Consider the following 23,288-nt stretch of genomic DNA (forward strand, 5'->3'; position numbering starts at 1 on the left):
TAGGCCGTGACCGAACAGTCGCTCCTCAACGAGATCAAGGCGCTGATCAAATCCTCGGGCCCCATGCCGGTCTGGCGGTACATGGAACTGTGCCTGATGCATCCGCGCTACGGCTATTACGTCTCGCGCGATCCGCTCGGGCGCGAGGGCGACTTCACCACCGCGCCCGAGGTCAGCCAGATGTTCGGCGAGCTGCTCGGATTGTGGACCGCCTCGGTGTGGAAGCAGATGGGCTCGCCGCCATTTCTGCGGCTGATCGAGCTCGGACCCGGCCGCGGCACCATGATGGCGGACGCGCTGCGCGCGCTGCGCGTGCTGCCGCCGCTCTACCAGGCGCTGCATATCCATCTGGTCGAGGTCAACCCGGTGCTGCGCGAGCGGCAGAGCGCGACACTCTCGGGCGTGCGCAACATCGCCTGGCACGACGGCATCGACGACGTGCCCGAGGGTCCCAGCATCATCCTCGCCAACGAATATTTCGACGTGCTGCCGATCCACCAGATGGTCAAGCGCGAGAACGGCTGGCACGAGCGGGTGATCGAGATCGATCCCAACGGCAAGCTGCAATTCGGCGCGGCCGCCGACCCGACGCCGCGCTTCGACGTGCTGCTGCCGCCTCTGGTGCGCGCCGCGCCGGTCGGCGCGGTGTTCGAATGGCGGCCGGATTCCGAGATCATGAAGCTCGCGACGCGCGTGCGCGATCAGGACGGCGCGGCGCTGATCATCGATTACGGCCACCTGCGCAGCGATGCCGGCGACACCTTCCAGGCGATCGCGCGCCACACCTTCACCGATCCCCTGAAGGCGCCGGGCCAGGCCGACGTCACCGCCCATGTCGACTTCCAGGCGCTGGCGCGCGCGGCCGAGGATGTCGGCGCCCGCGTGCACGGCCCGGTGACGCAGGGTGATTTCCTCAAGCGGGTCGGCATCGACACCCGTGCAGCCGCTCTGATGCAGAAGGCGACGCCGGAGGTGGCCACCGACATTTCGATCGCGCTCAAGCGGCTCACCGATACCGGTCGCAGCGGCATGGGCTCGATGTTCAAGGTGCTCGGCATCTCCGAGCCGCGGCTGACGGGACTTGCCGGCCTCAGCGATCTCGAACAGGCCGGAGACGCCTCATGACTCTCGCTTCGTCGCTGCTGTCGGCCGTGCCAGGCCTGCGCCACTCGTTCTTCACCCGCGAGGGCGGCGTTTCCAATGGCATCTATTCCGCGCTGAACGGCGGGCTCGGCTCCAATGACGATCAGACCCTCGTCGCGGAGAACCGCCGCCGCATGGCCGAGCATGTCGGCGTCGCACCGGAACGCTTTCTCAGCTTGCATCAGATCCATTCACCCGACGTACTCGTTGCCGAAATGCCGTGGCCGAGCGGACCCCGGCCGAAGGGCGATGCGCTGGTGACGAAGACGCCCGGCATCGCGCTCGGCGTCTCCACGGCCGATTGCGGCCCGGTGCTGTTCGTCGATCCCAACGCGCGCGTGATCGGCGGCGCGCATGCCGGCTGGAAGGGCGCGCTCACGGGCGTGCTGGAGTCCACGATTCTAGCGATGGAAAAGCTCGGCGCAGCGCGCAGCGGCATCATCGCTGCGATCGGCCCGCTGATCCGGCAAGAGAGCTACGAGGTCGGCAACGAGTTCGTGGCGCGCTTCATCGAGGCGGACGCCGACAACGCCATGTTCTTCATCCCGTCGGTGCGCGAGGGCCATGCGATGTTCGATCTCGCCGGCTTCATCCGGAGGCGGCTGGAGGCCGCCGGCATCCTGATGATCGACGATCTTGGTCTGGACACCTATGCCGACGAGCGCTTCTTCAGCTATCGCCGCTCGGTGCATCGCAAGGAGCCGGATTACGGCCGGCACGTTCACGCGATCGCGCTCGAAGCGTGAACACACAGGCAACATGCCGTCATTCCGGGGCTCGCGAAGCGAGAACCCGGAATCCATGGTACAGCAATTTATGCGGAGAAATGGATTCCGGGTTCGCGCAAAGTGGCCGGCCTTGGAATGACAGTGGGATGTGTCGCCCCCGCCCTAGACCTTAATCGATTTTAACGATATCGCTGCCCTCTATCATGAGGGACGCGTCATTCATCCTGGGCCGCGCGGGCTCGCGCGTGCTGGCGGTCTTGCTGCTGGCGGCGGCGGCCGTGCTCGGCGGCTGCGCCGGCGGCGGTGGCGCCGCCAACTCCTATGCGATGGCGCCGAGCGGTGGCAGCGGGGCGACAATCGCCTTTGAATCGATCGACGGGCCGCCGCCGCAAGTGTTCGACCGCATGGTCGGCGTGCTCGACAGCGAATCCAAGCTGCGCAGCCTGGTCGTGGTCTCCCGCGAGGGTACGGCTGCCTACCGCGTGCGCAGCTACCTCTCCGCCCAGGTCGTCCGCGGCAAGACCGTGATCGCCTGGGTCTGGGACGTCTACGATGCCAACCAGCAGCGGGCGATGCGCCTCTCCGGCGAGGAACCGACCTCGGCCAAAGGTGGCCGCGATGCGTGGGCGGCCGCCGACGATTTGGTGCTGCGGAAAATCGCTCAGGCCGGATTCAGCGGACTTTCCAACATGATCAACGGCACGCCGGAGAGCCCGAGCTCTGTTCCAGGCCTGCGCGGACCGGCGGTGGCGAGCGTGATCCCGGAGGCCCCGGCGACCGAGATGCCGGCGACCGCGCTCGGCTATGCCGAGCGATAACCCCCGCTAAACCACGGCCTCAAGTTGCGGCCAAACCGTTGGCCCGACTCGGGATTTCGGAGGGAAAACGTCCCATCCCGGGTTGCCATTGGAGCCTCCGGCCTGATATTTCCTCGCCCGTCATAACCGTGCTTCCAGTGGGTATTCGTAAGATGTTGAACGTCCTATCCAGCAAAGCGCGGAAGGAAGCGTCCATGTCGGCCAAAAACGGCTCTATCAAACTTGTCGCCGGCAACTCCAATCCGGCTCTCGCGCTGACCATCGCGCAGGGGCTCGATATGCCGCTGACCAAAGCGGTGGTCCGGCGCTTCGCCGACATGGAAATCTTCGTCGAGGTCCAGGAGAACATCCGCGGCTCGGACGCCTTCATCATTCAGTCGACCTCGTTTCCGGCGAACGACAATCTGATGGAGCTGCTGATCATCACCGACGCGCTGCGCCGCTCCTCGGCGCGCCGCATCACCGCAGTGATCCCCTATTTCGGCTATGCCAGGCAGGACCGCCGCTCCGGCTCGCGCACGCCGATCTCGGCTAAGCTCGTCGCAAATCTGATCACCCACGCTGGCGTCGACCGCGTCATGACGCTCGACCTGCATGCCGGCCAGATCCAGGGCTTCTTCGACATCCCGACCGACAATTTGTTCGCTGCCCCCCTGATGGTGCGCGACATCCGCGAACGTTTCGACCTCGGCAAGGTGATGGTGGTGTCGCCCGACGTCGGCGGCGTGGCCCGCGCCCGCGGCCTCGCCAAGCGCATCAACACCCCGCTCGCGATCGTCGACAAGCGCCGTGAACGCGCGGGCGAATCCGAGGTCATGAACGTGATCGGCGACGTCTCCGGCTACAGCTGCATCCTGGTCGACGACATCGTCGATTCCGGCGGCACGCTGGTGAACGCGGCCGACGCGCTGATCGCCAAGGGCGCCAAGGACGTCTACGCCTACATCACCCACGGCGTGCTCTCCGGCGGCGCGGCGGCCCGCATCACGAACTCGAAGCTGAAGGAGCTCGTGATCACCGACTCGATCCTGCCGACGGAGGCGGTGACCAAGGCGCCGAACATCCGCACGCTGCCGATCGGCAGCCTGATCTCGGACGCCATCGCGCGCACCGCGGCGGAAGAATCGGTGTCGAGCCTGTTCGACTGATCTTTCCGATCCGAAAGGTCTCGTAGGGTGGGCAAAGGCGCACTGCGCCGTGCCCACCTTTTCTTTTTGGATCGCGGACAATGGACGCGCTTGCGGCCGACAGCCCTGCACTCTGACGCACTGCAACACGTCCCGGCTCCCACGGGTTGTTGCCGGCGGCGACGCATGACATCATCCAGATATCGAGTCACCTCCTGGATGCCTGATGCCGCGCCGGAAATTCGCTTGGGAAAAGCTGTCGGACGAGGAACTGCTCCAGCAGCGCCTGAGTAGCCTGAAGGTTACGGTCGAAGGCACCTGGCTCGAAGACTGCGTTGCCACACTCTACGAAGAGCTCGAAGAGCGGGGCATCCGGCTGCGGCCGCACACGTGGATCTCAAGCGAATGGTTCAGTCCGGGAGATGTGCCCGGCATCGCGCTTCCCTTCTATCTCGCCCATCCTCGCCTGACGAAGCTCGAGAAGAAGATGATGTTCGACGTCGAGGGTGGAACCTGGCGTGAGTGCATGGCCATCCTCCGTCACGAAGCCGGCCATGCGCTGCAGCACGGCTACCAATTGCAGCGCCGCCGGCGCTGGCAGCAGCTGTTCGGTCCGTCGTCAAAGCACTATCCGCGTTACTACCGGCCCAACCCCGCGAGCCGCCGCTACGTCCAGCACCTCCGGCTGTGGTATGCGCAGAGCCACCCGGACGAGGATTTTGCCGAGACCTTTGCGGTGTGGCTGCGGCCGCGCTCGAACTGGCGGACGCGCTATGCTGGCTGGCCGGCGCTGAAGAAGCTCGAATATGTCGACGAGCTGATGGGCGAGATCGCGGGAAAACGACCGCTGATTACGACGCACGAGCGCGTCGATCCACTGAGCAAGCTCAGCCAGACGCTCGAAGACCATTACAAAAGGAAGCAGGCCTTCTACGCCTTCACGCCGCCCAAGACCTACGACCGCGACCTCTCCCGGCTTTTCTCCGCCGATCCAAGACATCATCGCTCCAAACCCGCTTCGAGCCTGATCAGGCGGCACCGGGCCCAGATCAGGCAACTAGTCGCGCGGTGGACGGGCGAGAACCAGCTCACGCTCGATGCCGTGCTTGACGACATGATCTCCCGTTGCCGCGAGCTCGATCTGCGCGCGGTCGGCCCCGAACAGAAGCTCGTTCTCGATTTCACCGTCCTCGTGACCGCCAAGACGATGCACGCGTTGTTCGGTCCGTCCCGGCGCAAATGGATCGCGCTATGAGACGTCAACGCATTCTGGTGCTGATGCATCCGGACTTCCTGCCGCCGGATTCAAGCGACGGATACACGCCGCAGGAAATCAACAACTGGAAGACGGAATACGACGTCGTCAGCACCCTGCGTGCAAGCAAACATGAGGTTCGCGTACTCGGCGCACAGGAAGAGATCAAACCGGTCCGCGAAGCGATCGAGCAATTCAAGCCGCACGTGGTTTTCACGCTGCTGGAGGAATTCCACAACAACGTCGCCTACGACCAGCACATCGCCAGCTATCTCGAATTGATGAAGGTGCCCTACACCGGATGTAACCCGCGCGGCCTGATCCTCGCGCGCGGCAAGGATTTGTCCAAGACGCTGGTGCACCACCGCCGCATCGCGGTGCCGGCCTTCGCCGTCTTCCCGATGCGACGCAAGGTCAAGCGGCCGAAGCATCTCGCGCTGCCGCTGATCGTCAAGGCCCTCAACATGGATGGATCTGCCGGTATTTCTCAGGCCTCCATCGTCGATACCGACGAAAAGCTCGCGGAGCGCGTCGCCTTTATCCACGATCGCAGCGAAACCGCCGCCATCGCCGAGCAGTTCATCGAGGGACGCGAGCTCTATGTCGGCGTGCTCGGCAACAATCGACTGCGCGTGCTGCCGGTCTGGGAATTGAAATTCGGCAGCATGGGCGGACGCAGCTCACGGCACATCGCTACTGAAAAGGCCAAGCACGACACCGACTACCAAGAGAAGGTCGGCATCGTCGACGGACCGGCGAAAGATCTCGCGCCGGAAGTCACCGCGCGCATTCAGCGTGCCGCCAAGCGCATCTATCGGGCGCTCGGCCTCGACGGCTACGCGCGCATCGATTTTCGCCTCGCCGCTGACGGTACGCCGTATTTCATCGAAGCCAACCCCAACCCCGAGATAGCGAAGAGCCAGGAGTTCGCGACGGCGGCTCTGCACGACGGGCTGAAGTACGGGGATCTGCTGCAGCGGATCCTGACGCTCGGGATCAGCCGGGCCAAGGCCGGCGTGTCTTTGGGGTGAAATCCTACGAATAACTCGGCGCGTCCGGCTTGCGGAAGATGTGGATGGGATCTCCCGGCACGATCGGCTGGCCGCTGAACATCGCATAGGCGTAGAGCGCGAGATAGGCGATCGCCAGCGCGCCCACGGCATAGAAGGCGAACATCGCGACACGCTTCATCGATCCGCTCCATTGCCGTCCCGGCGGGAGTGCCGGTGTGCTTCTAGAGCGATGACGGGGAAAAGGCCAGCCCGCGCGCGGCGGTCAACCCCCGCGCCGGCCGCGTGAGGGAAGGCTGACGTCTGCGAGCCTGGCTGCGTCTTCGTCCTGATCGACCGCCACATACTGGCCGTGCCAATAGGCCAGCGCCGCGTTGCGGGTTGAATTCCTGACGTTCCTGATGCGGCCGATGACGATGCCGTGCGAATGGCGCTCGACGATCTCCTCGACCTCGCAATCGACCGCGGACAATGCGCCGACCAGCAGCGGAACGCCCGACACCGCCGTCACCCACTGGCTGCCTGCAAAGCGATCGGCGCCCTTGAGGCCGCCCTTGCCGGCAAAGCGCTCGGCGATTTCGAGCTGATCGGCCGCCAGGATGTTGACGCCGAAGGCACCGTAGCGGCGGATCAGCGGGAAGGACGAGGCATTGCGGTTGATGCTGACCAGCAGCGTCGGCGGGTCCAGCGAGAACGAGCTCACCGAGGTGACCGTCATGCCGGTGATGTCCCTGCCCCGTCCGGCGGTGATGACGCTGACGCCGCCGGTGAGGTGGCGCATGGCGCCGCGGAAATCGGCGGACGAGACGGGGATTTCGGTCATGAGATCGCGGGGGACTACATTCATGGCATGCTCCCCGAGAAGGGGTTCCCTTGTATCTAGGTACGATCGTCCGCCGACAAAAGATGGCTCAGGATCGAGCCTTCGAGGCTCGCAAGCTCGGCCGAGCCGCGTTCGCGCGGCCGGGCCGCGTTAACCGTGACATCGTGGGCAATGCGGCCCTCGTCGATCACCAGCACCCGGTCCGCCAGCGCAACGGCTTCCGAGACGTCGTGGGTCACCAGGATCGCGGTAAAGCCCTGATCGCGCCAGACGCGCTCCAGCAGCCGTTGCATCGAGATGCGGGTCAGCGCGTCCAGCGCGCCGAGCGGCTCGTCGTAAGCGAGCACGCGGGGACGGGAGACCAGTGCGCGGGCAAGGGCCACGCGCTGCTTCTGGCCGCCAGACAGCACCGACGGCCACTGGTCGCGCTTGTCGGCGAGGCCGACCTCGCCTAGGGCCTTCTCGGCGCGAGCATGCGCATCGCCCGAGGCACGGTCGCGGCCGAGGCCGACCTCGACATTGGACAACACGCGCGCCCAGGGCAACAGCCGCGGCTCCTGGAACATCACGCGGATATCCTCGGGCTGGACCGCTGCATCGCCGAAGCTGATGCCGCCGGCATCAATCTTGTCGAGGCCGGCGATGAGGCGCAGCAGCGTGCTCTTGCCGCAGCCGCTCTTGCCGACGATCGCGACGAACTGGCCGGCGGGGATGTGCAGGTCGATGCCGCGCAGTACCTCGTTGTCGCCGAAGGACTTTCGCAGGCCGCGGATGCTGAGCGGCAAGCCGCTGGTCTGAACCGGACACTGCTCGCGCACGATTCGGGCGTGAGGCGCGAAATTGGCGCGGCTGGCGAGCTCGGTTTCGGGAGGGGAGGTACGAAGCGCTGTCTGCATGTGATTCCCAGTATTTCTGCTCAACGTTTCTGGAAGGCCGGGTGCCAGGCGAGCGTCAGACGCTCCAGCACGCGGGAGGCGCTGTCGGCAAGCTTGCCGAGCAGGGCATAGATCAGGATCGAGAGCACGACGACGTCGATCAGCATGAACTCGCGCGCCTGCATCGCCATGTAGCCGAGGCCCGAGGATGCCGCGATGGTCTCGGCGACGATCAGCGTCAGCCACATGATGCCGAGCGCGAAGCGGATGCCGACGAAGATCGAGGGCAGCGCGCCGGGGAAGATCACGCGGCGGAACAGCTCGCTGTCGGTCATGCCGTAGATGCGGCCCATCTCGATCAATTGCGGATCGACGGTGCGGATGCCGTGCAGCGTGTTGAGGTAGATCGGAAAGAACACACCGAGCGCCACCAGGAACAGCTTTGCGCTCTCGTCGATGCCGAACCACAGGATGACCAGCGGGATCAGCGCCAGATGCGGCACGTTGCGCACCATCTGCAGCGTGGTGTCGGTGAGCTTTGCCGAGAGCTGCGACAGCCCGTTGGCAAGCCCGAACGCGAAGCCGATGCTGCCGCCGATCAGGAAGCCGATCGAGGCACGCCAGAACGAGACCCAGATGTTGCGGAGGAGTTCGCCAGACAGCAGCAGCTTCCAGCCGGCGAGCACGACATCGCTCGGCGCCGGCAGCACCCGCGTCGGCACGAAGCCGGTGACGCTCGCGATCTGCCAGATCGCGATGATGGCGAGCGGCACGATCCACTGGATCAGGCCGTCGACCCGCGGCAGACGGAAGCTGCGCGGAAGTGAAACGCTGTCGATCAGGCTCATGATTCGGACACTCGCTGCTGCGGACGGTAGTCGCTGCCGACAGTCTCGCCGAAGGGACCGCCGTTGAAGTGCAGCCTGGTCACGTTGGAGGGCTGCTCCAGCGAGAGCAGCGGGAACACCAGCTCGGCGAAGCGATAGGCTTCCTCCAGATGCGGATAGCCCGACATGATGAAGGTATCGATCCCGATATCCTGGTACTCCTTGATGCGGGCCGCGACGGTCTGCGCATCGCCGACCAGCGCCGTGCCCGCACCGCCGCGCACGAGGCCGACGCCGGCCCACAGGTTCGGAGCGATCTCGAGCTTGTCGCGCCTGCCGCCATGAAGCTGCGCCATGCGCTGCTGGCCGACCGAGTCCATCCGGGCAAAGTTCTTCTGCGCCGTGGCAATGGTCTCGTCGCTGACATGCCTGATCAGCTCGTTCGCGGCACGCCAGGCCTCCTCGCTGGTTTCGCGGACGATGACATGCAGACGAATGCCGAAGGAGAGCTTGCGGCCGCGCGCGGCGGCGACGTCCCTCACCTTCGCGATTTTCTCGGCAACCAAAGCCGGCGGCTCACCCCAGGTGAGATATTTATCGACCGCGTCGACGGCGACGTCGATGCCGGCATCGGACGAGCCGCCGAAATACAGCGGCGGCCGCGGCGACTGGACGGGCTGAAACAGCAGCTTGCCGCCTTCGATGTGGATGTGCTTGCCTTCGACATTGACGGACTTGCCGGCGAGCAGGTCGCTATAGACGCTGAGGAACTCGCGGGTGACCTCGTAGCGCTCGTCATGGGGAAGGAAGATGCCGTCGCCCTTGTTCTCGACGGGATCGCCGCCGGTGACGACATTGACGAGCAGCCGGCCGTTGCTAATCCGGTCGAGCGTCGCCGTCATGCGCGCCGCCACGCTCGGCGATTGCAGGCCGGGGCGGACGGCCACGAGATAACGCAGCCGCTCGGTGAACGGCGCGACGCTGGAGGCGACGATCCAGGAATCCTCGCAAGATCGCCCCGTCGGCAGCAGCACGCCGTAATAGCCGAGCTGGTCGGCGGCCTGTGCGATCTGGCGCAGATAGTTGAAATTGACCTCACGGCCGCCGATGCCGGTGCCGAGATAGCGGCCGTCGCCGTGGGTCGGCAGGAACCAGAGGATGTTGGCGTTGCTTTGCTTGCTCATGACCTTGCTCATGTTCCTGGCCTCCGCGCCACGTCGGAAATCTTGATGGATTTCGGGATCAGGTTGAGCGCGAAGAACGCGTCGGCAACCTGCTGCTGATCGGCGATGACGGCATCGGTGATCGGCTTGATGCCGTAGGACTGCCGCTTCAGCGCCACCTCGACCACCGGGACGGACAATCCGATTGCCGGCGCCAGTTGCTCGGCCACCGCATGGATGTCGCCCTTGGCCCAATCGTCGACCGCGCCGAGCTCGGCGAGCACGGCGTCGACGATCTCAGGGTTGGCGTCGAGGAATTTCTTCGACGAGAAATAGAACTGGTAGTTGGCGACGATGCCGCTGCCGTCGGCGAGCGTGCGTGCGCCGGTGGCGGCTTCCGCCGCGGCCTGGAATGGATCCCAGATCACCCAGGCATCGACGGCGCCGCGCTCGAAGGCGGCGCGCGCATCGGCAGGTGCGAGGAACACGGGCTCAACTTCCGAGTATTTGACGCCCGCCTTCTCCAGCGCCTTGACCAGGAGATAGTGAACGTTGGAGCCCTTGTTGAGCGCGACCTTCCTGCCCTTGAGATCGGCGACCGATTTCAGCGCGCTGTCCTTCGGCACCAGGATCGCCTCGCCCTTCGGCGCCGGCGGCTCATAGGCGACATACTGGATCGGCGCACCGGCAGCCTGCGCGAAGATCGGCGGGGCTTCGCCGGTGTTGCCCAAATCGATCGCGCCGACATTGAGCGCTTCGAGCAGCGGCGGGCCGAACGGGAATTCGGTCCACACCACCTTGTAGCCGTTGGCGGCAAGCTTCGGCTCCAGCGTGCCCTTGCTCTTGAGCAGCACCAGCTTGCCGTATTTCTGGTAGCCGATGCGGACCACCTTGTCCTGACCGTAGGAGGTGCCGACGGCGGCGGCGACGATGCCGACCGACAACACGATGGCAGCGATCAGGCGGTGAATGATACGCCTCATGTTCAAACCTTTTGAAATGGGGAGATTGGTGGGCACGATCAGGCTGCCGGATTGCGCCAGACGATGTCCCGGATGACGATCGGCTTCGGGATCAGGCCGAGCTTGTAGAAGCGATCGGCAACGCCCTGCTGGGTCGTGACGATGTCGTCGGTGACGGGCCCGACCACGAACGATGAGCGGTTGGCCGCGATGGTCTGGATGTCAAGCGGAATGCCGGTCACCGCGGCGAGCGATTTCGCGACCTCGTCACGGTGTTGTTCGGCCCATTTGGCGGTCGCGGCGGTGACGTCGACGATCTGCTGCAGGACCGCGCCGTGGTTCTTCGCGAAATCGCGGTTGGCGATGTAGAACGAATTGGTCTTGGTGACCTCGCGCGCATTGATCAGGATGCGGCCGTTCTGTTTGGTCTCGCCGATCGCAAAATACGGATCCCAGATCGCCCAGGCCTCGATGCTGCCATTGGCAAACGCAGGGCCCGCATCCGGCGGGGTCAGATAGACCGGCGTGATGTCGGCATAGGTGAGGCCGGCTTTCTCCAGCGTCTGCACCACGATGTTGTGGGCGCTGGAGCCCTTGGTGAAGCCGACGCGCTTGCCCTTCAATTCAGCAATCGAGCGGATCGGCGAATCCTTCGGCACCAGGATGCCCTGGCCGTTGGTGATGGGCTGGCCGGCGGCATAGACGATCGCCGCTCCGGCCGCCTGCGCGAACACCGGCGGGGAATCGCCGACCGCGCCATAATCGACGCTGCCGACATTCATCGCCTCCATCATCGGCGGACCCGAGGAGAACTCGACCCATTTCACCTCGATGCCTAAGGGAGCGAAATGTTTTTCCAGGGCGGCCTGCTGACGCGTGATGACCAGCACGCCGTTCTTCTGGTAGCCGATGCGAATTTCCTTCACCGTGCCTTGCGCATTCGCGCGCGGCGCGAATGCAGCGGCGGCTGCGGTTCCAACGGACAGTTTCAAGAAGTCGCGACGCTGCATTCCACACTCCCGGCCGCGCACGGCCGTCATTCATTCGAGTCCGGTGAATGATGGTGCGGGTCAGCAGAGGTGTCGAGACGGCCGGAAAAATAGCGATGCCAGCACTGCGCGTGTGGCGAGGCGCGTGATTAATCTTTCAAGCGATCGCGCGAATGAAGACAGAATTTTTCCGCACGCGGATGTGAAGACCGCACGCATTCGGTCCCGGACTCTCAGGTCAAAACAAAAACCGCGAAAACAACCCCATGCACAGTAGCCCGGGTCATGCGAAAACAATGACTTACGTATTATCCGAAGTTCGTTTGACTCGTCGGGCAAAACAGGGGCAAGATGGCATCATGGCGGCGTTCGGCTCGACGAGCCTTTGGCGGGCTAACGCAGCCACCTCACCGGCAGGTTCTGCAGCCCCCGGAACGCCCAGCCGCCGATCCGCACCGGCTCGTCATCGGCGATCTCGATCCGCTCCGTCCGCGCGAACAATGTCGGCAGAGCGACGTCGGCGATCATGGAGCGCGAGGCCCAGGCGCCGGCGCAGAAATGCGGACCGGCGCCGAACGCGACGCTCTTGGTTACGTCACGCCGCACGTCGAACTGGTCGGCACGCTCAAAATGCTTCTCGTCGCGATTGGCCGAGCCGAACATCAGGAATACGCGTTCATCGGTTTCGAAGGCGACATCGCGGATGCTCCACGGCTTGGCGATCCGGCGCGGCGACATCCCGATCGGCGAGATCCAGCGCGCGTATTCCTCGAAGGCCTGCAGCCAGGTCACCTCGCCGCTGCGCACGACGTGGAGTTGCTCGGGATGAGTCAGCAGCGCCCATACCGTGCCGGCGATCGCCTTGCGCGGCTCGTTCTGGCCGCCTGATATCGCGAGCTTGACGTTGGCGCGCACGCTCTCCATCGGCATGCCCGAGGCGAGCAGCACGCCCAAAATGCTCTGGTCGGGATGCTTGCGCATCACCGGCAGAATGTCGTCGATCGCAGCATCGATGCCCGACGTCGCGGCGTGGCAGCGCGCCTCGACCGCGGGATCGCCGGCGTAATTGGCGATGCCCTCGATCATGCCTTGCGACCACGCGTCCATATCCTGGTATCGGATATTGGTCAGACCAGTGATCGACTTCAGGCACTCGCCGGAGAACGGCAGCGCGAAATCGCGCATGAAATCGATCCGCCCCGGCTCGAGTGTATCGAGAATGCGATCGGCATGGGCCTGGAACAGCGAGGTCCAGTGCGCCTTCACCGTCTTCGGCGACACCGTCGGAAACATCGCGCGGCGCTCGACCTGATGCGCCTCGCCGTCCTTGCGCATCATGTTGTGGCCCATCAGGCGGTTCATCAGGCCCGCAGGCTGATGCGAGGAGAACACGTCGATCTGCTTCTCGGAAATCGAGATGTCGTCGCGGCTCGTCAGCAGCGTCGAGCCGAGCTGCGGCACGAAGGCGATCGGCGCTTCTTTGCGCATTTTTGCGAGCATCGGATAGGGATCGGCCCAGAACGCTGTAGGGTCGATGTCGATGCGCGGCGCGGTGCTCAATGCGGTCTTCCCTGGATTTTGTGTAATTCAGGGCAGACTAGCGAACTCCGGTGCCGCCGTCTGTCCCTAGCGATGGGGACGGACGGAATTGGGACGCAGACCGGGGACGAAGGGCCGAGTTACTGGGCCTCGGCTATTCTCGGTCCAGATGACAACATCTGCGCGTTGGCCGCCAAGGGCCGCTTCGACGGCGATGCCGGGTCCGGCAATCGGAAGGCGGCGCCGGCCGGCGCTCCCGGGGACGGTCGACGTGCAGCATTTGCCGGAAGCACGATCACCTTCGCTCCGATCTTCACCCGCTCATAGAGGTCCACGACGTCGTCATTGGTCAGCCGGATACAGCCGGACGAGACCCGTTTCCCGATCGTATCGGGATTGTTGGTGCCGTGAATTCGATATTCGGTCTCGCCGAGATACATCGCGCGAGCGCCCAGCGGGTTGCCGGGACCGCCCGCCATGAACCGCGGCAGATAAGGCTGACGCGAGACCATCTCTACAGGCGGATGCCAATCCGGCCATTCTGCTTTACGGGCCACGGTCTGCTCACCGGACCATGTGAAACCTTCGCGGCCGACACCGATGCCGTAGCGCATCGCCTGCCTCTCGTTCAGGACGAAATAGAGAAATGTGTTTCCGGTATCGATGATCACGGTGCCGGGCGCCTGGCGGCTGGCGTAGTCGACCACCTGCCGAACAAATGCTCCGGGACCGTCAGCGGCTTTTGGCGGTTCGACCAGAGGTGCCGGGGCCGGAATCGGAGCCGGCGCCGGAACTGGCGCCGCTGCATGAACTGGAGTTGCCACATAAACCGGAGTTGACGACGCCTGGGCTTGGACCTGCGCCTGGGGCGCGGACGGCTTGCGGTTCGGCTGCACGCTGGCCGGTCGAGACAGCAAGCCGTACCCCACGACGGCGACGGCCACGGCCCCAATTGCAACTCTCGCGACCATCGGAATTGCGAGCGTCTCCGCCTTTCCGCGTTTGGCCCGCTTACTCATAGCTCTCTCCAGGTCACCACGACCAAGAGAGGTACCCGGCAAGATTTAAGAAACTTCGAAGCGATGTTGCTCGGACGGGAACAGTTAGCGATGGTTAACGCCGGATTCTTGTTCGGGCGGGGCGGACACGCTCCGCTCTTTCGCCAACGGCGGCTTTGGGTCGGAATGCGAAGAACTCAATCCGAGCAAATCTGGTCCGCCGTACCTCGCTGAGCGGACCTCAACGAGATGCACAGCTACTTCGCTGATGGGCCCAGAAACGGGACTTCACTCAGTCATCGGCCGGCACGGCGGGGCGAACCTGGGCTCCTTGGCGGTCCTGATAATTGATCTAGCGCCTTTATTCGTAGCTCTTCTGCGCTCAGCCCTTCTTTCGGCTTCGCACGTGCGAGGAGCAGGAACATCGCAATGCTGGTTCGCGTTGGAGACCACCAGAATACGTCGGTGGAGGCCGCCCATGAACGAAGCAATGCTGAACAGAACAACCGCATGCGCCGCCCTGGTGCTCGCCCTGACCATTGTTCCTGCTACGGCTCAGCAGGCTGGGCGAACGCAGGTCGGCACGCTCACCTGCAACATATCGCCGGGCGTTGGCATGATTGTCGCCGGACAGCGGCAACTGAGCTGCATTTATGCATCGGCGAGAGGCAGGGCGCGCGAGGCTTATGAAGGCTCCGTCAGTACGCTTGGGGTCGACATCGGCGCCACGTCCGGTGGCAAGCTGACTTGGGCCGTTTTTGCACCGACCACACTGCGCCGGGCGGCATTGGCGGGAACCTATGCGGGTGCGACCGCCGGTGGTACGGTCGGCGCCGGAGTGGGTGCCAACCTCCTGATCGGCGGCTCCGACCGCACGGTCGCTTTGCAGCCATTGTCCGTTCAGGGTCAGACAGGCGTGAACATTACAGCCGGCGTATCCAGCATGGAGTTGCGGCCGGCCACTGCGCCTGCGCGTCGCAAGGCCCAGTGATGACATCAGCGCCCGCAGACTTTCCGTGATCCAGATCAAGGGATTGGCCGACCCCTTGGGAGCCATATACGCCTAGGCGGGCTGGACATGGCTATGATGGCGCAGCGGACAGTTGTGGTCGTGCTTGACGACGATGCGAGCCTTCTGAAGAGCGTGGCGCGGCTGTTGGCGTGCCACGGCATTGAGAGCCGGACGTTCGCCTCGGCCGAGGCGTTGCTTGAGAGCGACAGCGTGCAGGCGGCAACCTGCTTGCTGCTTGACATTCACCTCGGGGGAATTTCGGGGATCGCGCTGCAACGCCGGCTTGCGGCATCAGGATCGAAGTGGCCGATCATCTTCATGACCGCGAGCGACGACGAGGCCACGCGCAATGAGGCGATGGACGCCGGATGCATCGCCTATTTACGCAAGCCGTTCGCACAGGATGACTTGCTGAATGCCATTTCGAAAGCTGTGGCTTCGTCGGCGCAGCCAGAAACAAGAACGTTCGGGGTCGCTACGTCCGTTTGGGGTCCATGAACAGACATCGCGCTGTTCATTCGATTAGATCGTCGGCCAACAACAGGACTTCGCGGGGGATTACCAGTCCCAGTTCTTTCGCGGCTTTCAGATTGAAGACGAACTCCAGCTTTGTCGGTTGCTCGACCGGTAGGTCGGCTGGGCTAGCCCCCTTGAGGATTTTGTCCAAATACATGGCGGCGTGTCGAAACAGATTTTGCTGGCTCGCCCCATAGGACATCAGCCCCCCATCCTCCACAAACTCCCTCGCGGCGTACATTGCCGGGAGTCGGTTTGTCGCCGCCAATTCCACGATGCGTTTGTGCTCGGCATATAACATCGGGCTAGGCAACAGAATGACAGCATCGGCGTGCTCTCGGGTGATTTTGAGAAAGGCGCCGTCGAGGTCGCCCGGACCAGCGGCTGGCACGAGTTGAAGCTGCAATCTTAACATCTGGGCCGCAGCCTCGGTCTCCTTCAACATGCCATCCATCGTACGTTTGCCGTATGCAGAAGGATGCCAGAGGGCAGCAACGCGCGAGAGTCCAGGAATGGCGCCGTTGAGCAGTTCGAAGCGTTTGGCAATCAGTTCTGGGCCAAGAAAAGTATTTCCTGTAATATTCCCGCCTGGTCGTGCGAGGCTGACGATCAATTCATCACCGACAGGATCGGCCATGCCGCCCACGACGATAGGGATTGTGCTGGTTGCTTGCTTGGCTGCGCGAGCCGGTGATGTACTCACCACGACAATAACGTCAGGCTTGAGCCGAACCAGATCAGCCGCCAATTGCTGGAATCGATCTGTATTCCAATCCCCGTAGCGACGCTCGATCGCTATGTTCACACCCTCGGCGTAGCCAAGCTCCCGCAGCCCTTCGTAAAATCCAACCGCCGCTGGGCCACCCGTCGAGCCGGGGTGCAATAAGCCGATAACGGGGAGCCTTCTCTTCTGCTGCGCGTCAGCGGCGAGCGGCCATGTTACCGCTGCGCCGCCGATAAGTGTGATGAACTCGCGCCTTTTCATCGCCAACCCCAAGGCTCAGGATTTGACATCTTAGCGGTTCAGACGGGCACGTTGATAGGGCTAAACCGGGATCGAAGGCGGCACTCTCGTCGGAAATGGCGAATGTCCCAGTTGGGTCAAGGTGAGAAGTCTGCGCGTTCAACCGGCAAGTCTGGCTTTACACCCAACTCCGGACATGGCCTTGCACCAGCAAGCCAAGCACGATCCCGAACAATTCGTTCTGCGAGGAGATGCCGAGCCGCTGATAGGCGCGCTTGCGGTAGGTCAGGGTCGAATGCAGGCTGATGCCGAGCGCTTGCGCGATCGCCTCGGAGCTGAAGCCGAGCAGGATGTGCCGGCAGACCTCCTGCTCGCGCGGCGTCAGTGCGGCAAGCGGCGCGCGCGCCGCGAACAACGCGGCGAGGTTCTGGTCGAGCGGGGCGGTCGCGGCCTGCTGGAAATGACGCGCGACGCTGGCGCCGATCGCCGGCGCAATGGCCTGCAGCCGCGCACGCTCGGCATCGCCAAAGCGGCCCTGGGCCGTGATGCGGTAGAAATTGACATAGAAGCAGGTGCCGCCAGTCCAGATCGCGGTGGCGCATTTGTCCACGATGCCGGAATCCTGGAAGAAGATCTTGCGGTAGCGCGCGCCATACATGCGGGGCGCGAACGACGGCAGCACGATCGGCGCGCGACCCTCGCTTTCGAATATCGCATCGCGGTTGGGATCGGACTCATGGAACTGACCGGCATAGGCGGCGCCGAGATCGCCGCCGATCGGAATGTTGCCGGCATCGAGCAGGCAGCTTGCCGCGCCGGCGCGGTTCAGCGCGAACACCATGCAATGGCCGACACCGGCCTGGCCGCGCAGCGTGTCGATCAGCACATTCGGAAAATCGGGGCGGCCGATGGCGAGCACCGCGGGCGTCACATCGCCTGCGGCCGGATTCGCGGACGTCCCGTGCGGGCGCATCGTCTTCTCCCTGTCGCCTTTTGCCGAAAGTTATCAGCAAAGGCGGCGCGGCGGAAGGCGGGTCTCGGGATGCGTTCCGACGTCGTCGAGCGCAAGAAGCGCCGGCTCAGGATTCGCCTTTGCGCAAGATCTTGTCCATGGCCTTTCCCTTGGCCAGTTCGTCGATCAGCTTGTCCAAATATCTGATCTCCCGCATCGTTGGTTCCTGGATCTGTTCCACGCGGACACCGCAAACCACGCCCGTGATCATGGCGCGCGACGGATTCATTTTGGGAGCCGTCGCAAAGAAGGTTTCAAAGTCCGTCCGCTTTTCCAGTTCAGCTTCGAGCTCCTTCTGGCCATAGCCGGTCAACCAGGAGATGACCTGATCGACCTCAGCCTTGGTGCGCCCCTTCTTCTCCGCTTTCGCAACGTAAAGCGGGTAGACGCTTGCGAAGCTCGTCGTATAGATCCGGTGTTTTGCCATGAGCGCTCCAGGGGATCGCTTGTTGCGGACGTGACGACCTGCGGCGATCGGGCGCCGGGCTGCGCCCAGGCACACAAACGCCGTCCATCACTACTTCCGGACCGAGCCCGACGGCAACACCCAGCCGTCACCATCAGTTCTCGCGCCCGTCCCGGGCCAGTGCCGCCGCCTGCTGCAGGGAAATGCGGTGGAGCAGCGGGTCGGCGTGACGATGCACCAGCTGCCATTCAGATCCATCCTTGCGGTAGACTTCGGTCACCCGGAGCGACCAGTCCTGGTCGGGCATGCCCCCGACCTCGGCGTGTTGCCGCTCGAGCATGACGAGAACGACGAGACTGTCCGATGCATGGGTCTGCACGACTTCGAGAGAGGTTTCGCCGTTCTTGAAGAAGCGGGACAGTTCCGCCAACCGCTCGGGGCTGGCATTGAACCCGCGGCTGGCGGGGCCGCCGAACGGCTGCATCAGGGTGAAGTCCGACGCGATGTGAACGTGACTGAGCCAGCCATCCATGTCGCCGCGCATGAACGCCGCATTTTTCGCAGCGGCACGCTGGACGAGTTGCGCAACCTCGTCGCCGGCGGTGGCATCTGGACAAAGCTGAGTGGACAGCGGTGCCGCAGCGACTGCCGCGATTGCCGCCCGCCGCGACAGCGTGGTTGGCACCTGGGTATCTTGCTCAGCCATCTGGCCCTCCTGGTGTGCAATGTGGCCCATCCATGAAGCTTACGCGTGCATGAATCCAGTGATATGATTTCACGATCATGCTGAAGCCAATTCAATTATCCAGGGTCGATCTCAACCTGCTCGTGCTCTTCCACGCCGTGCTGGAAGAAGGCCATGTGGCGCGTGCAGCCAGCCGCCTGAACCTGACGCCGTCCGCGGTCAGCCACGCGCTCGGGCGGCTCCGGCGTCTGTTCGATGACCCCTTGTTCCTGCGCACGCCGAAGGGTGTCGTGCCGACGGCGCGGGCGCTGGAGCTTGGCGAGCCCGTCGCGGACATCGTGGCGCGCGTCGGGTGCGTGATCGCGTCAGCGACGCCGTTCGATCCGGCGACGAGCAACCGTCGTTTCATCATCGGTGCGCCCGATGCGATCGTGGCGTCGGTGATGGTCCCGCTGTCGCGGCGGCTCAGGAAAGAGGCCCCTCACGTCGACATGGGCCTGATCCATCTCATGCCAGGGCACGCCAACTCGGAGGAGCAGCCCTGGAAGGAGAGTCTGCAGCAGCTGGAGAAGCGCGAGATCGACGTTGCGATCCTGCCTCTGCGCACGGTGCCGCCCCGCTTCGAGGCGCGGAGACTTTACAATGAGGATTTCGTGGTGGTGATGCGCAAGGGGCACGGGTTTGCCCGCGAACCGACGCTGTCGGCATTCTGCAAGGCTGAACATCTGCTGGTGTCGCTGGACGGCGATCCACGCGGCTTCGTCGAGCAGCTCCTGGCAAAGCGCGGGCTTCAGCGCCGGATTGTCCTGACCGTGCCGACGTTCATGATGGCCATGGTCCAGCTTGCAAGCTCCGACATGATTGCCGCATTGCCGCGCCGTCTGGTCGCGCAATACTCAGCTCGCTTCGCGCTCGAATTCGTCGAACTTCCCCTCAAGCGGAAGTCAGACGCGATCCAGGCGGTCGCGACAAAGGCGGCCATGATGGATGCCGGCGTCGCATGGTTGATGCATCTGGTCGTCGAAGAAGCCGGGACGGGACGACTTTCCAGCTGAGCTAACAGGCCGCTGGTCAAGAGATGACTGCAAAGCGCGCGAATTCGGGAGCAGCCCCGGAGGCAGCGCAACGCCTCGTCTGCGGTGCGCCGCCAGTTATGGAGCGTGATGCTCAGCCTACCGGCCCCGGGGTCCAATTGTCCCCTGAAAGCGGGCTGACTTTGACGTCATCGATGACTCCGAGCTCCAGGCTCGGATCGAAATGGCGCATCGTCCGCTCGTTGAAGTCGATGATGCGGCCGGGCCTGAGCGGCCCGACGTCGTTGATCTTGACGATGACCTTCTTGCCGACGGCCTCGACGAGGGCATATTTCGGCCTCGCACCAAATTGGACCCCACCGAATTTCCGGCGCAAACTCGTTTTGATGGCAGCCGTCCAGACAGAGGGATCATACCGCTCACCGGACGCTGTGCTCGGACCGCCCTCCTCCTTGCCGGGCTTGAACGGATTGTACATGGATGCAGCGCCAACGACCGCATTCCCGGAGGCGGCTTCAAGGACGGTGTCTGAGTGAACTCCACGCGATTCACTTCGAGCAGCAGTAACGGAGACGGCAAGCGCAATCAGGGCGCCGCAAAGTGCGGCGCTCGAGCGGAACGGCATTATAACTCCTGTGATTTTTTCGATCGCCGGTTCCCGACACCGCAAACAGAGCAAGCGAACGCGGAAGCGTTCATGAAGCTTGCGCCGGTGCTTTGCGGATTCGAGCCAACCCCTTGGCTATGGAACAGTTGTGCGAACCAGATCGGTTCCCACGCAGCGGTTTAAGTTGCCACCGTCTAAGACAGAGATTGCGTCAGCAACATGACTGATTGAACGAACGGTCTATTCCGCTGCCGCCTTCGCCGGTGCCACGTTGATCGCGAGCTTGCCGTAGCGATCCGTAAAAGCCTCGGTGTCGATCTCCTCCAGCTTGATCTCGCCGCTCATCACGCTCCTCTTCCAGGCTTCCTGCGCCGGATCGTTCTGGAATTCCGGCATCACCTCGCGGCCGAACAGATCGAGCGATTCGCAGATGTGCTCGTGGCTGTTCTTGCCGGCTTGATTGAGCAGGATCAACTGGTCGATATGCGAAGACTGGAAGCGCTTCAGCTTCCTGCGGATCGTCTCGGGAGAGCCGATCAGGCCGCCGCGCAGCGCGGCCTCCTGCGCCTCGGGGTTGTCGCGCTTCCAATTGTTGTACTCGTCCCACATGTTGACGGTGTAGGGCGCGGGGCGCTGGCGATTTTGCGCGGCGCCGTAGAAGCGCAGCGCGAACTGGAAGAAGGTGGCGCCGTCGGCCCGTGCGCGTGCCTCTTCATCGGTCTTCGCGCACATGAAAAACGACACCAGCGCCATGTTCGGGTTGATCTCGTAGTCGGCGAGTTTTGCGAGACGCTTAGTCATGGCGTTGTAATAGGCGTGCACCCAGGCATGGGCGGCATCGGCGCTGACGAACTGGAAGCCGAGCGCGCCAAAGCCATGGCGGCCGGCGCGCTCGATGGTCGGCAGCTGCGAGCAGGCCATCCACAGCGGCGGATGCGGCTTCTGCACCGGCTTGGGCACGACATTGCGCAGGGGGATGTCGAAGTACTTGCCGTGGTGCTCGCTGCCGGCGTCCTTGAACATCGGGAAGATCGCAGCTACGGCCTCCTCAAAGACCTCCTTCTTGGTCTCCATGTCGCGGCCGAACGGCGTCAGCTCGGTGATGGACGCGCTCTCGCCCATGCCGAATTCGCAGCGGCCGTTGGAGAGCAGGTCGAGCACCGCGACGCGCTCGGCGACGCGCGCCGGGTGGTTGGTGGTGAGCTGGAGGATGCCGTGGCCGAGCCGGATGTTCTTGGTGCGCTGGCTTGCGGCGGCGAGAAATGATTCCGGCGAGGGCGAGTGCGAATATTCCTCGAGGAAGTGATGCTCGACGACCCAGGCGTGGTCGTAGCCGAGCCTGTCGGCAAGTTCCAGCTGCGAGAGCGCGTTCTGGTAGAGCTTGAGCTCGTCGCCGGCCACCCAGGGCCTTGGCAGTTGCAGCTCATAGAAGATGCCGAACTTCATGACGCCTCTCCCGCATTATTCTTGGTTGCGCTCATCTTAATGAGCGGGACGGCGCTGTCTACGAAGCATCAATTCCGCCACATGGGAGAACGGCTTGATCGCGCGGGCCGAATCGTTAGTTTGCCTGCGGCGACTCATATAACTCTGCCGCCTGGACCCTTCCGGACAGACATGGCCACCTTCACCCCGCATCAGGACGCCGCGCTGAAAGCCGTTGGCGACTGGCTGAAAGCAAAACCCGGACGAAACGGCACGCCGCCGGTGTTCCGCCTGTTCGGCTATGCCGGCACCGGCAAGACCACGCTGGCGCGGCACATCGCCGAGGGCGTCGACGGCGAGGTGAAATTCGCCGCCTTCACCGGCAAGGCGGCCCTGGTCATGCGCAACAAGGGGTGCGACGAGGCTTCCACCATCCATTCGCTGATCTACCGCGCCCGCGAATCCGGCGAGGAGCAGCCGAGCTTCGAATTGTGGGACGACGCGCCGGCGTCGAAGGCCAAGCTGATCGTGATCGACGAATGCTCGATGGTCGATGCGGAATTGGGCCGCGACCTGATGTCGTTCGACTGCCCGCTGCTGGTGCTGGGCGATCCCGCGCAGCTGCCGCCGATCCAGGGCGGCGGCTTCTTCACCAACACCGAGCCCGACGCGATGCTCACCGAGGTGCACCGCCAGGCGCAGGACGACCCGATCGTGCGGATGTCCATGGACGTCCGCGAAGGCCGCGAGCTCGATATCGGCCGCTACGGCGAGAGCGAGGTCGTGTCGCGCAAGGAGCTCGATCCCGATCGCGTCATGGGCGCCGACCAGGTCCTGGTCGGCCGCAACAACACGCGGCGCGCGTACAATATGCGGGTGCGGCAGCGCCAGAACATCGAGGACGTCTTTCCGGTCGCCGGCGACAAGCTGGTCTGCCTGCGCAACAACCGCAAGAAGGGCCTGTTCAACGGCGGCCTGTGGCGCGTGAAATCACGCAACACCGCGCGCTCGAAATCGCGCATCCTCAGCATGCGGCTGTCGCCGGACGAGGATCTTGGTCACAAGGTCACGAAAGTTTCGGTTCGCGCCGATTGCTTCGAGGGCGGTGTCGAGCAGATCGCCTGGGAGCAGCGCAAGCCCTATGACGAGTTCGACTACGGCTATGTGCTGACGGTGCACAAGTCGCAGGGCTCGCAATGGGACGACGTCGTGCTGTTCGACGAGAGTTTTGCGTTTCAGGACAGTCGCGCAAGATGGCTGTACACGGGCATCACGCGCGCGGCGAAAAGGTTGAGTATCGTCGTTTGAGCGTCGATGCTTTGGCGACGCCATCGCCTCAACCACCACTCGTCGTCCCGGACAAGCGAAGC

At 63.8% G+C, this 23,288-nt stretch carries 25 protein-coding genes; 10 read left to right on the plus strand and 15 right to left on the minus strand.

Annotation, left to right across the window (positions count from 1 at the left end; genetic code table 11):
* The first annotated feature begins 6 nt into the window (after positions 1-6).
* From QSV46_RS29800 to QSV46_RS29825, 6 genes are all read left to right on the plus strand, one after another.
* Complete coding sequence (locus QSV46_RS29800) at positions 7-1,125, plus strand: class I SAM-dependent methyltransferase (protein WP_314960069.1); 1,119 nt, start codon at positions 7-9, stop codon at positions 1,123-1,125.
* Entirely contained in the window at positions 1,122-1,889 is a 768-nt protein-coding gene (gene pgeF / locus QSV46_RS29805) for a peptidoglycan editing factor PgeF (RefSeq protein WP_314960072.1), read from the plus strand. Before QSV46_RS29800 ends, pgeF begins: the two co-directional genes overlap by 4 nt.
* A 185-nt stretch (positions 1,890-2,074) precedes the next feature.
* Positions 2,075-2,689, plus strand: a complete 615-nt coding sequence (locus QSV46_RS29810) for a hypothetical protein (protein ID WP_314960074.1) — start codon at positions 2,075-2,077, stop codon at positions 2,687-2,689.
* Between the two features lie 194 nt (positions 2,690-2,883).
* The gene (locus QSV46_RS29815; protein ID WP_314960076.1) at positions 2,884-3,837 is read left to right on the plus strand and encodes a ribose-phosphate pyrophosphokinase; all 954 of its coding nucleotides are present in this window, start codon (positions 2,884-2,886) and stop codon (positions 3,835-3,837) included.
* 205 nt (positions 3,838-4,042) lie between these two features.
* Entirely contained in the window at positions 4,043-5,071 is a 1,029-nt protein-coding gene (locus QSV46_RS29820) for a putative zinc-binding metallopeptidase (protein ID WP_314960078.1), read from the plus strand.
* Positions 5,068-6,102 (plus strand): ATP-grasp domain-containing protein, encoded by a 1,035-nt coding sequence (locus QSV46_RS29825; protein ID WP_314960081.1) that lies wholly within the window; start codon positions 5,068-5,070, stop codon positions 6,100-6,102. The genes QSV46_RS29820 and QSV46_RS29825 overlap by 4 nt, the downstream gene beginning before the upstream one ends.
* 4 nt (positions 6,103-6,106) lie before the next feature.
* On the opposite strand, the gene QSV46_RS29830 is transcribed toward QSV46_RS29825, so the two are convergent.
* The 9 genes from QSV46_RS29830 to QSV46_RS29870 form a co-directional block, all read right to left on the minus strand.
* Positions 6,107-6,262, minus strand: coding sequence for a hypothetical protein (locus QSV46_RS29830; protein WP_314960084.1), 156 nt, complete (start codon positions 6,260-6,262; stop codon positions 6,107-6,109).
* A gap of 84 nt (positions 6,263-6,346) precedes the next feature.
* Positions 6,347-6,928, minus strand: a complete 582-nt coding sequence (locus tag QSV46_RS29835) for a flavin reductase family protein (protein ID WP_314960087.1) — start codon at positions 6,926-6,928, stop codon at positions 6,347-6,349.
* Between the two features lie 32 nt (positions 6,929-6,960).
* Complete coding sequence (locus QSV46_RS29840; protein WP_314960089.1) at positions 6,961-7,800, minus strand: ATP-binding cassette domain-containing protein; 840 nt, start codon at positions 7,798-7,800, stop codon at positions 6,961-6,963.
* A 20-nt stretch (positions 7,801-7,820) separates the two neighbouring features.
* Positions 7,821-8,627: an aliphatic sulfonate ABC transporter permease SsuC gene (gene ssuC, locus QSV46_RS29845; protein WP_314960091.1), complete on the minus strand. Its 807-nt coding sequence runs from the start codon at positions 8,625-8,627 to the stop codon at positions 7,821-7,823.
* Positions 8,624-9,802: an FMNH2-dependent alkanesulfonate monooxygenase gene (gene ssuD, locus QSV46_RS29850; protein WP_314960093.1), complete on the minus strand. Its 1,179-nt coding sequence runs from the start codon at positions 9,800-9,802 to the stop codon at positions 8,624-8,626. The genes ssuC and ssuD overlap by 4 nt, the downstream gene beginning before the upstream one ends.
* Positions 9,799-10,752 (minus strand): sulfonate ABC transporter substrate-binding protein, encoded by a 954-nt coding sequence (locus QSV46_RS29855; RefSeq protein ID WP_314960094.1) that lies wholly within the window; start codon positions 10,750-10,752, stop codon positions 9,799-9,801. Before QSV46_RS29855 ends, ssuD begins: the two co-directional genes overlap by 4 nt.
* 38 nt (positions 10,753-10,790) lie before the next feature.
* On the minus strand, positions 10,791-11,741 hold the full coding sequence (locus tag QSV46_RS29860) for a sulfonate ABC transporter substrate-binding protein (protein WP_314960096.1): 951 nt from the start codon (positions 11,739-11,741) through the stop codon (positions 10,791-10,793).
* 372 nt (positions 11,742-12,113) lie between these two features.
* Positions 12,114-13,280, minus strand: a complete 1,167-nt coding sequence (locus QSV46_RS29865; protein ID WP_314960099.1) for a cytochrome P450 — start codon at positions 13,278-13,280, stop codon at positions 12,114-12,116.
* Between the two features lie 119 nt (positions 13,281-13,399).
* Positions 13,400-14,278 carry a L,D-transpeptidase gene (locus QSV46_RS29870; protein WP_314960299.1) on the minus strand — a complete coding sequence of 293 codons (879 nt, stop codon included), beginning with the start codon at positions 14,276-14,278 and terminating at the stop codon, positions 13,400-13,402.
* A gap of 457 nt (positions 14,279-14,735) precedes the next feature.
* On the opposite strand from QSV46_RS29870, the gene QSV46_RS29875 reads away from it, so the two are divergent.
* On the plus strand, positions 14,736-15,248 hold the full coding sequence (locus QSV46_RS29875; protein WP_314960102.1) for a DUF992 domain-containing protein: 513 nt from the start codon (positions 14,736-14,738) through the stop codon (positions 15,246-15,248).
* Between the two features lie 87 nt (positions 15,249-15,335).
* Positions 15,336-15,767, plus strand: a complete 432-nt coding sequence (locus tag QSV46_RS29880; protein ID WP_314960104.1) for a response regulator transcription factor — start codon at positions 15,336-15,338, stop codon at positions 15,765-15,767.
* A gap of 16 nt (positions 15,768-15,783) precedes the next feature.
* On the opposite strand, the gene QSV46_RS29885 is transcribed toward QSV46_RS29880, so the two are convergent.
* From QSV46_RS29885 to QSV46_RS29900, 4 genes are all read right to left on the minus strand, one after another.
* The gene (locus tag QSV46_RS29885; protein ID WP_314960106.1) at positions 15,784-16,770 is read right to left on the minus strand and encodes an ABC transporter substrate-binding protein; all 987 of its coding nucleotides are present in this window, start codon (positions 16,768-16,770) and stop codon (positions 15,784-15,786) included.
* A gap of 157 nt (positions 16,771-16,927) precedes the next feature.
* Positions 16,928-17,722, minus strand: coding sequence for a helix-turn-helix transcriptional regulator (locus tag QSV46_RS29890; RefSeq protein WP_314960108.1), 795 nt, complete (start codon positions 17,720-17,722; stop codon positions 16,928-16,930).
* Positions 17,723-17,828: 106 nt separating this feature from the next.
* Positions 17,829-18,188 carry a DUF2200 domain-containing protein gene (locus QSV46_RS29895; RefSeq protein WP_314960111.1) on the minus strand — a complete coding sequence of 120 codons (360 nt, stop codon included), beginning with the start codon at positions 18,186-18,188 and terminating at the stop codon, positions 17,829-17,831.
* Positions 18,189-18,321: 133 nt separating this feature from the next.
* Positions 18,322-18,873: a nuclear transport factor 2 family protein gene (locus QSV46_RS29900; RefSeq protein WP_314960114.1), complete on the minus strand. Its 552-nt coding sequence runs from the start codon at positions 18,871-18,873 to the stop codon at positions 18,322-18,324.
* 77 nt (positions 18,874-18,950) lie between these two features.
* Between QSV46_RS29900 and QSV46_RS29905 the strand changes: the two genes are divergently transcribed.
* The gene (locus QSV46_RS29905) at positions 18,951-19,907 is read left to right on the plus strand and encodes a LysR family transcriptional regulator (RefSeq protein WP_314960115.1); all 957 of its coding nucleotides are present in this window, start codon (positions 18,951-18,953) and stop codon (positions 19,905-19,907) included.
* Positions 19,908-20,019: 112 nt separating this feature from the next.
* On the opposite strand, the gene QSV46_RS29910 is transcribed toward QSV46_RS29905, so the two are convergent.
* A complete protein-coding gene (locus QSV46_RS29910) occupies positions 20,020-20,511 on the minus strand; it encodes a septal ring lytic transglycosylase RlpA family protein (RefSeq protein ID WP_314960116.1) in 492 nt (163 codons plus the stop codon).
* A 222-nt stretch (positions 20,512-20,733) separates the two neighbouring features.
* Positions 20,734-21,939 carry an LLM class flavin-dependent oxidoreductase gene (locus QSV46_RS29915; RefSeq protein ID WP_314960117.1) on the minus strand — a complete coding sequence of 402 codons (1,206 nt, stop codon included), beginning with the start codon at positions 21,937-21,939 and terminating at the stop codon, positions 20,734-20,736.
* Between the two features lie 171 nt (positions 21,940-22,110).
* On the opposite strand from QSV46_RS29915, the gene QSV46_RS29920 reads away from it, so the two are divergent.
* Positions 22,111-23,226: an ATP-dependent RecD-like DNA helicase gene (locus QSV46_RS29920; RefSeq protein ID WP_314960118.1), complete on the plus strand. Its 1,116-nt coding sequence runs from the start codon at positions 22,111-22,113 to the stop codon at positions 23,224-23,226.
* The last annotated feature ends 62 nt before the right edge of the window (positions 23,227-23,288 follow it).

It is taken from the genome of Bradyrhizobium cosmicum (assembly GCF_032290525.1).
GTDB classification, from domain to species: domain Bacteria; phylum Pseudomonadota; class Alphaproteobacteria; order Rhizobiales; family Xanthobacteraceae; genus Bradyrhizobium; species Bradyrhizobium cosmicum_A.